The organism is Halomonas sp. TH-94 (assembly GCF_057473365.1).
Map to the genome: position 1 here is coordinate 47,235 of NZ_JBYCKL010000010.1, position 12,371 is coordinate 59,605.

Annotated in this window: 8 protein-coding genes; 7 read left to right on the plus strand and 1 reads right to left on the minus strand. The window is 66.2% G+C overall.

Going from position 1 to position 12,371, the window contains the following annotated elements; genetic code table 11:
- Nucleotides 1-84: 84 nt before the first annotated feature.
- Genes AC2VNO_RS01585 through AC2VNO_RS01600 form a run of 4 tightly spaced genes read left to right on the plus strand, consistent with a single transcriptional unit; the run spans nucleotide 85 to nucleotide 7,682 of the window.
- Nucleotides 85-1,611 (plus strand): hypothetical protein, encoded by a 1,527-nt coding sequence (locus AC2VNO_RS01585; protein ID WP_486932502.1) that lies wholly within the window; start codon nucleotides 85-87, stop codon nucleotides 1,609-1,611.
- Nucleotides 1,608-2,444 carry a hypothetical protein gene (locus tag AC2VNO_RS01590; protein WP_228579067.1) on the plus strand — a complete coding sequence of 279 codons (837 nt, stop codon included), beginning with the start codon at nucleotides 1,608-1,610 and terminating at the stop codon, nucleotides 2,442-2,444. The genes AC2VNO_RS01585 and AC2VNO_RS01590 overlap by 4 nt, the downstream gene beginning before the upstream one ends.
- The gene (locus AC2VNO_RS01595) at nucleotides 2,441-7,342 is read left to right on the plus strand and encodes a coiled-coil domain-containing protein (protein ID WP_486932503.1); all 4,902 of its coding nucleotides are present in this window, start codon (nucleotides 2,441-2,443) and stop codon (nucleotides 7,340-7,342) included. Before AC2VNO_RS01590 ends, AC2VNO_RS01595 begins: the two co-directional genes overlap by 4 nt.
- Nucleotides 7,343-7,376: 34 nt before the next feature.
- Entirely contained in the window at nucleotides 7,377-7,682 is a 306-nt protein-coding gene (locus AC2VNO_RS01600; RefSeq protein WP_486932504.1) for an MTH1187 family thiamine-binding protein, read from the plus strand.
- Here the strand turns inward: AC2VNO_RS01600 and AC2VNO_RS01605 are convergent.
- The gene (locus AC2VNO_RS01605; protein WP_486932505.1) at nucleotides 7,679-8,614 is read right to left on the minus strand and encodes a LysR family transcriptional regulator ArgP; all 936 of its coding nucleotides are present in this window, start codon (nucleotides 8,612-8,614) and stop codon (nucleotides 7,679-7,681) included. The genes AC2VNO_RS01600 and AC2VNO_RS01605 overlap by 4 nt on opposite strands.
- Nucleotides 8,615-8,708: 94 nt before the next feature.
- Between AC2VNO_RS01605 and AC2VNO_RS01610 the strand changes: the two genes are divergently transcribed.
- The 3 genes from AC2VNO_RS01610 to AC2VNO_RS01620 all read left to right on the plus strand — a co-directional run bounded on the left by AC2VNO_RS01610 (nucleotide 8,709) and on the right by AC2VNO_RS01620 (nucleotide 12,311).
- Nucleotides 8,709-9,317, plus strand: coding sequence for a LysE/ArgO family amino acid transporter (locus AC2VNO_RS01610; RefSeq protein WP_486932506.1), 609 nt, complete (start codon nucleotides 8,709-8,711; stop codon nucleotides 9,315-9,317).
- Between the two features lie 266 nt (nucleotides 9,318-9,583).
- On the plus strand, nucleotides 9,584-10,684 hold the full coding sequence (gene hppD / locus AC2VNO_RS01615) for a 4-hydroxyphenylpyruvate dioxygenase (protein WP_486932507.1): 1,101 nt from the start codon (nucleotides 9,584-9,586) through the stop codon (nucleotides 10,682-10,684).
- Between the two features lie 166 nt (nucleotides 10,685-10,850).
- Nucleotides 10,851-12,311 carry a sodium-dependent transporter gene (locus tag AC2VNO_RS01620; RefSeq protein WP_486932508.1) on the plus strand — a complete coding sequence of 487 codons (1,461 nt, stop codon included), beginning with the start codon at nucleotides 10,851-10,853 and terminating at the stop codon, nucleotides 12,309-12,311.
- Nucleotides 12,312-12,371 lie beyond the last annotated feature (60 nt).

Sequence of the window (12,371 nt, forward strand, 5' to 3'; positions counted from 1 at the left end):
GCGTGGGTCGCATCATGACCCGAAGGGCCGAGCTTGGCATAATGCCCCCTCTTCATTTCCATTCTTCGCCTGCTGGGACGCCCCATGACCGCCTGGAGCAAGCTGCTGATCGCCACGACGCGGCTGATCGACCTGCATGACAGCGCCCACGAACCGGGCTCGCCCTTTGTGCAGGTGAGCCAGGAACAACGTCGCGGCCTGCGCGACGGCTACTGGCTCGACCTCGGCTGCCTGCTGCTCGACTATCTGCTCGACGAGGACTTCGCCACCAACAGCGCCTTCGTCTCGCAAAGCCGCTGCCTCAACCACCTGCGCGACATCTATCCGACGCTGCCCCATGACGACCTGAGCTTCGTCATCAATCTGCTCTCGACGCCCAGCGAGATCAACTTTCGCCAGTCGTCCCCCACGCCGTCCGCGCGTCACGCCTCGCCGGGGGAAAGAGACGCAGCGGCGGGAGAAGAGCGCAGCCGGCGCAGTACCAAGCGTACGGCGCTGATCGAGAAGCAGGGGCAGACCGGCCAGGTGCGGCTCACGCCGAGCGGCCGTCAGGCGGTCACTCTGGCCAGCCAGGTCGAGGACCTGCTCTATTCCGAGTATGACGCCGCCAAGGTGCTGGCAGCGCTGGCCCGGGGAGATTTCGCCCGTATTCCCGACATCACCAATCAGATCCTGCTGGCGATCCGTGCCCTGACCCAGGAGCTGCGCCGGGTACGCGAGAACCCCACTCGCGAGGGTAAGCTGTCCGCGCTGCTCGACAACGAACGTCATTACCACAACGCCCTGACCAACATTCAGCAGACGCTGCTCGATGCCCGCTCCCAGCTCGCCACGCCGCGGCTGATGGAGCGTTTCGAGACGTGGCGTGAGACCCAGGCCGAGGAGTGGGACCTGCGCGTGCTTTCGAGCGCCATCGGCCGGGTACTCAACGCCATTGAAAACCTCTCGCGGCGTCTCTCGGAAGTGCTGGGCGACATCGCCGAGGGACGCATCCAGGCCATGGGCGTGGTCGATTTTCAGGACATGGCGCGCCAGCTGCTCGAGGTACCGCCCGCGGCTGCGCTGCGCGACGCCGTGGTAAGCAGGATGATGCCTCTACACGTGCAGGCCACCTTCCCGCGCATGGCGCCCCTGGTGCCGCTGCTCGAGAACCGGCGTGCCGAAGTCAGCGCCTCGGCGCTGGTCTTCGACGAGGCCGGCGATGCCGCTCCCGAGGACCCGCTGCTGGCGCGCTTCCTCGAGGCGCGCGGCCCGCAGCTTCGCCAGCGCATCCGGCGCTCCCCGCTGTCGTTGCCCGAGGCGCTGGCCGAGGGCTGGCATCGTTTCGAAGGGAGCGACTGCCTGGCGCAGTTGCTCAACACCTTCGTCGACACCGAGCTGCTCGACCCGGGGCTCGCCGTGGGTCTCGATGCCACGCCGTTCGAACTCCAGCTCGACGACGGCCGCCGTATCGAAGGGGCCGTGACTCCCTCTCTCGGCTTCTTCTCTCTACAGGCGCCCGAAGCCGCGCCGAACACCTTACAGGCGCCCGAAGCCGCGCCGAACACCTTACAGGCGCCCGCTGCCTTGAATGACGTTACCCGCCGAATCGATCAGGACAAGCCCGTATGAACATGACCGAGATGGGCGAAGTGGTCGCCTACCTGTTGCGCTATCGCAGCGCCGAACGTACGCCGGGTGGCGGTCGCAAGCGCCGCGCCGCCCGTGAAGGCCAGCTCTCCGAGCGCGATGTATGCGCGTTGATCGACGACGCCAGCGAGGCCGAACGCGAAGGGCTTCGCGACTTCCTGGCCGGCCAGGGCCTGAGGTTGAAGGCCTTCGAGGCCGGCGACTATCCCGGCATCGCGCCTGGCTCGCGCTATTACGCGCTGCTGCCGGACCCTGAGCTGGAGCAGCCGCCGCTGTACACTCGTGAACCCGTTTTCGAGGCGCTCAAGCTGCGCCAGGAGAGCCGTGCAGAGCTGGCCCAATGGTATCTGCAGCTGTGGCTGTTGATGCATACGCTGCTCTACACCCGCTACAACCGCGCGCTTTCCGATGTCAGCCGCTATCAGGAGGCCACCTTCGCCGGCGCCGAGCTGGTCGAGCTGATGCGCGACCAGCTCGAGTCGCTGCGTGCCTTGGGTGAAGATGCGCCGGAGGCCAGCCGAGCGCTGCTGGAGGAGCGCGGCGAGGACATCAGCCGCCGGGTGCGTGCCTTCATCGACCTTCAGGTGCGCGCCGGGCTGCTGGAAAGCCTGCGTGAGGCTGACCCTGCCACGCCAAGCGAAGAGAGCGGCGGCGAGGTATGGCAGCAGACCCTGCTCGGGGCCCTGGAGAGCGAGCAGATCGGCATTCATCAGCTCGGCCATCTGCAGGCCTTGGCTCAGGGCCGCGTGGCGAGCCGGTATCGGGACGAGGCGCACGAAGCGCCAATCGACGAACACGAGGAGACCCAGGCATGAGCGTGATCAATCGCATCGAGGTCGCCAACCTGCTCAACAAGCACGGTGACGTGACCTCGCCCTGGGACGCCAAGATGCGCCATGTGCTGCTCGATCTGCGCGGCCAATCCAGCGCGATCAGCATGGAGAACGGTTTCGGCAAGACCACGCTTGCGGAGGCGCTGATCGGGCTGCTGTCGCGGGATCGCACGCTGCTCTCGCGCACGCGGCGCAAGTGCTCCCCCTCGGCGGTGAGCGGGGAGGGCCGGAGCTGGAGCCACCTGCGGGTGGAGTTTCGTTCGCGCAGCGGTCTCGAACGTCAGGACGACATGCTCGCCGCCGCCGGTGAGGAGGTGGCCGGCGAGACCTTCGTGTTCGGCTTCTACGGCTACAGCGATGGCAGCGGGCTCTCTTTCTACCACTATGGCGGTCGCCTCGAGGACGTGCCGGTACATCACCTGACCCTCGACGGCAAGCTGGCGCTCTATGCCAACCGCGACGTCAAGGCCGCCATGGCCGAGCGCAATGTGCGCCTGACCCACAACCGCGAGGAGTGGCTCGAAGCGGTGGGTGCCCATGTGTCGCGTCGTGAACTGGCCCAGCTTGCCGCCTTCCAGAAGGAAGGCGGTGCCGACAAGAGCCAGATCTTCAACGCCATCAAGCCCCGCGCCGGGGAGAAGGCCGATCAGGCGTTCTTCTTCGAGGTGCTGGCCCCCGAGATCCTCTCCGGTGCCACTCGTGGCGAAACCGACGAAAGCGAAGAGTTGATCGAGGAGGTGATTCTCAACTCCGGCACCAACATCACCGAGTTGCGCCACCGTTTGGAGGAGGCCGAGAGCGACCAGCGCCGCGCCAGCGACAAGGTGGTGCGCCTGGCCGAGCTGCGCGAGCAGGGCGAGACCCTGCGCGATGCCCGCGCCAGGCTCGAAGAATTCGACCAAGGGCTGGCGGCCAGTGAAGCGCTGCTGGGCGGCCAGGCGCTGCTGGGCCTGCCTGGGCTGCCGCGAGCCGACGCAGCGGGTGGGTACGAAGAGGGCGGCGGCGCCCCGCTGGAGGGCTTCGCCTGGATTGCCGGCGATACCACCCGGCCCCGGGTTTCCACCTGGCTGCTGGCCACGCTTTCCGGCCTCTCCGAGCGGGCCGTGCGCCAGGCGCTGTCGGAGCGCGGCGCCCGAGTCGACGTCCATCGGCGCCTGATTCACCTGCCCGAGGCGGATTGGCCGCTCAATCGCGACGTGGGGCATGTCAGTTTCAAGGCTGCCCGCGAGTGGCTGAGCGAGAGTCACGCCTTCAACGACGACAGCGCCCGCGACAGGGCCCTGGCTGCCCTGGACGAAGGAGCCGACGCCTTCGAGGCCGCCGATGGCAACCGCTTCCGCGAAGAGGTGATCGGCGATGGCGTCTATCTCGAAGAACTGACCCGCGAACTCACCGAGCTGGACGCGCGCCGCGACGCCATGGAGCAGGAGCGCGAACGGCTGGAATCCCAGCAGCGCGACTTCGTCGACAACCAGAGCTTCTACACCCAGGCGCTCTCCGAGGGGCTGTTCAGCGAGGCCGAGCTGGAAACTCCCGAGGCCAGCGCCGAGGTGGCCAGAGCCGAGGCGACGCGTGCCCGTGCGGCGCTCAACGCGCACCTGGGCCGCGTCGGCGAACTCAAGCAGGTTGCCGCCTGGCACGTTGCCTTCCGTCTCGAGTGCTTCGATGCCACACCGGCCGAGCGTCTCGAAGAGAAGCTCGAGCGTGAGACCGAGCTGGCGGAGACGCTCGAGGAGCTGACCCGGCGCCGCGATGACGTCACTACCGCCTTCGAGGCCGCCCGCGGCGAGCGTGAGCGGCTCAACGGCGAACGCGAGCGCCTGACCGGCGAGCAGGGTCTGCTGACCCGCGGACAGGCTCCCTGGCGCGCCTTCGTCGAAGGTTGGCCGGACGAAGAGGTGAGCGGCTTCTGGACGCGGCGCAAGACGGCCCTGGCCGAGCTGGAGTCGAACTGTCGCGAGGCCGAACAGCGCCGCCAGGAGGCCGAGCGCACCCTGGCCCGGCTGGCACCGCTGGCCGAGGCGGCTCGTCATTACGGCGAGCTCCACGGCGACGACGAGCCGGTACACCTGCGCGCCCGGCTGCGTGAACGTGAGCGTGAGCTGGTCGATGAGCGTAAACGGCTGCTCGACGAAGAGAGCCATCTGCGTGACTTGCATCGGGCGCGGCTCGCTTTCGCCGAGCGCAGCGAGCTGGCCCCCGAGCAGTGGCAGACCGACGCCCGGCGCCGCTACCCGCGGCTGTTGCGGGAAGCCGAGGCGCTGGCAGCCGATATTGCCGCCCGCGAACGCTACTTGGCGAGCCTCTCCGGCGACCCGCTGGAGCGGCGCGTGGTCGAGGCCGAGGCGCATCAGCACCTGGATGAGGCCGGCATTGCCTGGCAGCCGCTACATGCGGTGCTCAATCGTGAAGGATTGCCCCTGGAGCAGCGGCGCGAGTGGCTGGTGCAGGCCGCCGGCGTGCTGTTCGCTCCGGTGGTGGCCGGGCGCGAGGCGGCGGAGGCCGCTGCTGCCGCGCTGATCGAAGCTGGCCTGGCGGTACCGGTGTTCGAGGCCGACTCGCTCGCCGGCTTGCTGGCCCGGGGCGAGCCGCCGCTGGGGGCCGTGGCCGGGGTGGAAACCCTGGCGGTCAAGGCCGCGCTCGACCCCAGCTATCTCGAAGCGCTGCGCGAGGCCACCGAAAGGCGCCTTGCCGCAGACGCTGAGCGGCAGAAGGCGCTGGCCGTAGAGTGCGAACGGCTCGATCCCCACGGTGAGACCTTTGCCCTGGCGCTGCGTGCCCGCGAAGCCGACGAGGCTCAGGTGGAACTGGCCCTGGAGACACTGGCCGAACGGCTGGCGGCGCTAGCCGAGCGCGAGGCCGCGCTGGCCCCACGATTGACCGACGCCGCGCTCACCTGCATCGACGACTATCAGCGCTACCTGCAGGAGGGCGGTCAGTTCGCCCAGCAGGAGGCCGCCGAGGCGAAGCTTGAAGCCGAGACGGCGCTGGCCGAACTGGCCCCCGAGCGCGAGCGGGCAGGGCGCGAACTCGAGGCCCATGGGCAGACCTGGCTCGCCGCCGAGCAGTTCAGCGACGCCGGAGGCGTCGAGCGGCTGCAGGCACTGGAAGCGCGGCTCACTGAGCTCGAGCGCCACCTGAGCGATGCAAACGTGCGGCTGGCCGCCGCCGAGGAGCAGAAGGAGGCGCTGGCGCGCAGCGTGACGGAGACCGAGGCACAGCTGCGCGGCATCTTCAGCGACGGCGAGCGCGATCGTCTGCGCGCCCTGGCGCGCTTCGAAGCCGACGGCGGGGTCGACTTCATGGCCAGCGCCGCCGAGGTGCAGGCCGAGCTGGAGTCGGCCCAGGCCCGCGCCACGAAGCAAGCGGATTTCGACTTCACCCGTATCCGTGCCTACCTGGAGGTGCGCGACGCCGGCGGCGGCAGTCAGAAACTCGAACGCGACATTGCCCGGGTCAAGCGCGAACTCGGCGAGCTACGCGAGTCGCGCAAGGCGCTCGCGACAGAGCGCGACGTGCTCGAGTCGCGCCTGGCCGATCAGCGCCGGGCGTTGGCCTGCATCGACCAGCTGGCGGTGGAGTGGCTGCGAGTGCTGCGCGAGCTTCCCGAGGGCTGGCCGCGTCGCCTGGCGGCGCTGGTCGATCTCGAACAGGCCAGCCAGTGGCCAGGCGACGATGGGGAACACGCGGCGCGAAACGCGGCTCTGGGTAGCTGGCGTGTCATGGCCGGCTCCGGTGACGGTGCGCTGGACATCGAGGCGCTGGAGGCGTGTCAGCAGACCCTGGTCGACGCCCTAGGCGAGCTTAATCTGGGCGAGCGGGCGCGTAACCGTGAACGTCAGGCCCGCCAGGTCGAGAGCGGTGAACGCAAGCTTGCCGAGGCGCTGGCCGAGGCGGCTCATAGTCGCCATTTCAGCGACACCGAACGTGCCAGATTGAGCGGTCTGAGCCATTCCAGTTCGACTCAGGAAGCGCTGGACGATCTCTCCTCGTTGTACGAACAGCTGGCCGGGCAGCTCGACGACCATCGCGTACGGGTCGAACGGCTGCACGCTTCCCGTGAACAGATCGAAGGCACCCTGGTGGAGCGACTCAGCTCGATCATCTCGGATGCCGCCGGCAACCTCGACATCCTCAAGCGCGTGGCCAAGAGCAGCGGCGAAGGGGGGGCTTTCTTCGAGGTCAAGGCCTCGCTGATCGGCGCCGACCAGTTGCGCGACCTGATCGCCACGCTGCTGGCCGACATCGACGAGCATCAGGCCGCCATGCGCCGCCGTGCCGAACGCGATGGCGGTATGGTCGACGGGGAAGCACGGCGTCGTGACGACGACCTGCTGCGCCAGATCCGTCGGCGCATCTACCGTGGCCTGTTCCACGACGTGGCGATCCGCCTCAAGCACGACGCCATTCGCCCCCACGGGCGGCTGTTTTCGCTCAACGAGGAGATGTCGGAAGGCCAGCGGGAGGCGGTATCGCTGATGTGGCTGGTCAAGCTTTCCGAATTCGCCATCGAGCGCGAGCTGCGCGAACTGCCGGGGCACCACCGTCGCCGGGCGCGTACCAGCCGTGAAAGCGTGATCCTGCTCGACGGGCTATTCTCCAAACTCTCGCACCGTCGTTTGATACAGGACTCGCTGGAGTCGTTGCGCAACACCCGCGGGCGATTCCAGATGATCGGCCTGATCCACAACCCCAACTACGAGAACGACCCCGACATCTTCCCCACCTACCTGGTGGGCAGCGTGATCGGCGGCGCTCAGGGGCAGGGCGGGCACGTGATGGTGCGCGACGGCCGTATTACGCCGCCGGAAACACTCGGCCGCAGCGCTGGTGAAGCCAGCCTGTTCGGCATTCACGTCAGCGAGCCGGCAACGACCTGAGTCGTCGTCGGCCCAATGCAAGGAGAAGGACGCCATGCATGTGATCATGGATCTCTGCGTCATTCCGCTAGGGGTAGGCGTATCGGTTTCACCGCAGGTCGCCGCCTGTCAGCGGGTGATCGAAGCATCGGGCCTCGAACACCGTATGCATGCCTACGGCACCAATATCGAGGGGCCGTGGGATGAGGTGATGGCGGCAGTCAAGCGTTGCCACGAGGTGGTGCACGAGATGGGGGCGCCGCGCATCACCACCACCATCAAGCTGGGAACGCGCACCGACCGCGAGCAGTCGATGGCCGACAAGGTGACGAGCGTCGAGACCAAGCTGCGAAACGCTTAGACGTTGGAGAGTGGCGTCAGCCAGGCGTCACCCAGTCGCAGCAGGTGGTCGGTGAGGGCATCGAGCACCTTGCCGCCCTGGCGCCAGTGGTGCCAGTAGAGCGGCACGTCGATGACGAAGCCCGGTGAGAGGTCGACCAGGCGGCCGTCGGCGAGGTAGGGGCCGGGATCGATTTCCTGCAGTCGCCCTTCGCTGAGCTCCCGCTCGGCCTGGCGTTCGGGCACCATGCCGTAGCCTAGCCCAGCCAGCGCCAGACCGATGAAGCCCTCCGACGAAGGGCACAGGTGGTGAGGGAAGGGCGGCTCGACGCCGTGCTGGGCCAGATAGCGGTGCTGCAGACGGTCATCCGGTCCGAACACGATGGCCGGCGCCAGACGCAGCGCTTGCGGTGTCACGCCATCGGTAAAGTAGCGTGCCATGAAGGCGGGACTGGCCAGCGCACGATAGCGCATGCTCCCCAGGGGGTGGCTGCGTGACCCCTGCACCGGCGTGGGTGAAGCGCAGATGCAACCGGCCACGTCGCCGTCACGCATGCACTTGAGTGCCACCTCCTGATCTTCCACCACCAAGTCGAACAGCACCCGGTAGTCTTCGAAGAAGCGGCCGATGGCCTCCGGCCACCAGGTGGCCAGGCTGTCGGCGTTGATGGCCAGGCGCAGGCGCTGTTCGCCGCCGCCAAGGGCCGGCACCTCGCCCAGCAGGTCGCTCTCCAGCAGGCGCACCTGCTGGGCATGATTGAGCAGCTTGCGCCCCAGAGGGGTGGGCTCCAGCCGCGGGCTGCGTACCAGCACCGGCTGTCCGAGGCGCGCTTCGAGCAGTTTGATACGCTGGGAAACCGCCGATTGGGTCAATCCCAGCTGCCGCGCGCCGCGCTCGAAGCCGCCCTGGTCGAGCACCGCCACCAGGGCTTCGAGCAGCTTGTAATCGATCATTAGATTTTCTAATTCCCTATTCTGTTTATTTGTTTCTCTAATCGATGCTGCGAGCTTAGCCTTGGCCCTACTGTCTTGCCAGGAGAAAGATGCAATGTGGATGTCATGGCTCAACGGGCTATTGATCTGTGCCGGCCTCATCGTTGCCATCGGTGCGCAGAACGCTTTCGTGCTGCAGCAGAGCCTGCGGCGTCAGCACGCCTGGCTGGTTGCAGGTGTCTGTGCGCTGTGCGACTGGCTGCTGGTGGGCGTCGGCGTGCTGGGGTTGGGAATCTTGATCGCTCAACAGGCGGCGTTGATGGAAGTGGCACGCTGGGCAGGGGCGGCCTTCCTCGCCTGGCAGGCGTGGCTGGCGCTGCGCCGGGCAATGGCCGGGCAGGCACTGACGGCGGGAGGCGGTCAGGTGCAGTCGTGGCAGGCGGCACTGGCGGCCACGCTCGCCGTTACGCTGCTCAACCCTCAGGTCTATCTGGAAACGGTGGTGCTGCTCGGTGCCATCGGCGCGGTGCAGCCGAGTCCGCTGGGCTTCTTCCTCGGTGCGGCTATGGCTTCGTTCGGTTGGTTCTTCGGCCTGGCGGCCGCGGCAGGTTGGCTGGCGCCACGACTGGCAAGCGCGCGGGTATGGCGGGCGATCGACCTCTTCATCGCCGCGATATTGGCGTGGGTGGCGTGGAGGCTGGCCAGTGGCGCGATGATGCCCTGACACTTCCTGCGTAAATGTTTCTTTACGGCCTGTCACGATTTCGCACCGCCCGGGAGGCCTGATTCTTTGTCTTGGGCTGGGTGTAACGTTTTCTATACAAGTGGGCTGTAAATGGGGCTTCCAGCAGTGTCGCATCGCCACCAAGAGGGCGTTTCGGCTGGGAGAGTGGGGCACTAGGCTTGAACCACACATCGGCACGCAATGGGTGCCGGGGCTTCCCTATTCATAACAACGGCTCATGACCACGGCCAACCCCTGGAGGAAACATGAACGCACCCGCCAAGACCGTCTCACCGATCACTCGCGACAATCCCATCGGTACCAACGGTTTCGAGTTCGTCGAGTACAGTGCGCCGACCGCCGAGGGCCTCGAGGCGCTGCGTGCGCTGTTCAACCGCATGGGCTTTACCGAGACCCGCAAGCACCGCTCCAAGCAGGTGTTCCTGTTCCAGCAGGAGAACGTCAATTTCGTGCTCAACGCCGAGCCGAACAGCCACGCCGCCGAGTTCGCCCGCGTTCACGGCCCCTGCGCCTGCGCCATGGCCTGGAAAGTGTCCGATGCGAAGCAGGCCTTCGAGTATGCCCTGGCCCACGGCGCCGAAGCGGTTGAGAACCCCGTAGCCCCCGGCGAGGTGGGCATTCCCGCGGTACGCGGCATCGGTGGCTCGCTGCTCTATTTCGTCGACGACAAGGTCGACAGCGAAGGGCGCACCATTTATGACATCGACTTCGAGGCGATTCCCGGCCGTTCGCCCAACGACAATAGCGTCGGCCTCAAGGTGCTCGATCACCTGACCCACAACGTCGACCGCGGGCAGATGGACGTTTGGGCCGACTTCTACACCGAAATCGCCAACTTCCGCGAGAACCGCTACTTCGACATCAAGGGCAAGAAGACCGGCCTTCACTCCCGCGCCATGACCGCACCCTGCGGCAAGATGCACATCCCGATCAACGAGTCTGCCGACGATACGTCGCAGATTGCCGAATTCCTGCGTGAGTACAACGGCGAGGGTATTCAGCACCTGGCCATGGCCACCGACGACATCTACGCCACCGTGCGTGCCCTGCGCGCCAACGGCGTCACCTTCCTCTCCACGCCGGACACCTATTACGAGAAGATCGACTCGCGGGTGCCCAACCATGAAGAGAAGGTGGAGGATCTGCGCGAGCTGAGCCTGTTGATCGACGGCGGTCCCGACGAGGGCGTGCTGCTGCAGATCTTCACCGAGACCGTCATCGGCCCGATCTTCTTCGAGATCATTCAGCGCAAGGGCAACGACGGCTTCGGCGAGGGCAACTTCAAGGCCCTGTTCGAATCGATCGAAGAGGATCAGATCCGTCGTGGCGTGCTCAAGGACGATTGATCTCTAGAACGGCTTCCGCCCCAGGGCGGGAGCCGTTTTTTTGTCTTGATGTCAGACATTAAGACTGTATGAAAAACTCTCAATAACAAATTGTGTTGCTTTGCACTGATATGGCCGGGCATATTCCTGCTCCTGTCGATAATAACGATTCCCCCCTGGTGACAAGATGACCGATACGCAACAACCTCGCGCCCAGTGGCTGGGCCGCTGGGGCTTCGTGCTGGCGGCGACGGGTTCGGCCGTTGGCCTGGGCAACATCTGGAAGTTCCCTTACATCACCGGCGAGCATGGCGGTGGCGCCTTCGTACTGGTCTACCTGGCCTGTATCCTGGCCGTGGGCGTGCCGGTGATGATGACCGAGATCGCCTTCGGGAGGCGCGGCCGGGGCAGCCCCATCGATGCGGTACGTCGCGTGGTGACGGAGTCCGGGCGCTCACCGCTGTGGTCGCTGCTGGGCTGGCTGGCGATGCTGGCCGGGTTCATGATCCTGTCGTTCTATGTGGTCGTGGCAGGGTGGTCGTTCTCCTATCTCTGGAAGATGCTCTCGGGCCAGCTGGTCGGCAGCGGGGTAGACGACATGGTGGCGATCTTCGTCGCCAATAACGAGAACCCCTTCAACCTCGGTTTCTGGAGCACCCTTGTCACCCTCTTGACCATGTTGATCGTAGGCAAGGGCGTGCAGGCGGGCATCGAGAAGAGCGTCAGCTGGATGATGCCGGGCATGGTGATCATGCTGCTGATCCTGATCGGCTATGGGGTCTTCTCGGGCGGCTTCGGCGAGGCCTGGCGTTTCCTGTTCTCGTTCAATGCCGGCAGCCTGACCAGTGACGGCATGCTCGCTGCTCTCGGGCATGCCTTCTTCACCTTGTCGCTGGCCTCCGGTGCCATTCTCACCTACGGCAGCTACCTGCCTTCACGCACGTCAATCGTGCGCACCACCTTCAGCGTGGCGATTGCCGACACCGTGGTGGCGCTGATGGCGGGGCTGGCGATCTTCCCCATCATCTTCGCCAACGGCTTGAATCCCGGTGAAGGCCCGGGCCTTATCTTCATGAGCCTGCCCTTGGCTTTCCAGGCCATGCCGCTGGGGACGCTGTTCGGCATCCTGTTCTTCGTCATGCTCTCCATGGCGGCGCTGACTTCGTCGATCTCGATGGTCGAGGCTACCGTCTCCTGGCTGGTGGATAATAAGGGTATCAGCCGGCGCACCGCTGCCTGGGGTACCGGCATCGTGCTGTGGCTGGTCAGTACCCTGGCGATGCTGTCGTTCAACCTGGGGGCCGACTGGACCCTTGCCGGTCGCCACTTCTTCGATTGGTTGGACTACCTGACCTCGCGCTGGATGATGCCGCTGGGCGGTCTGGGCATGGCGCTATTGGCCGGTTTCGTGCTGAAGAGCGAAATATTCCGTGAGGAGCTGGGGCTGGCGCCGCACTGGCATGCCCTGTGGCTATTCATGGTGCGCTACGTCAGCCCACTGGGCATCCTGGTGATCTTCGTCGATGCGCTGGGCATTGCGCGGCTGGAATTCGGTGTGCACTGGCCGTGGCTGCTGGGCGTGCTGGCGCTGGTCACGGTGATGGGGGAGCTGCTGAGCCCGAGGCTGCGCCGTACACTGGCCAGTTGAGCGACAGGCTTGCCCCTGCCGGGGCAAGCCGCTAATGTCGGCCGGGTTTGACAGGTCTTC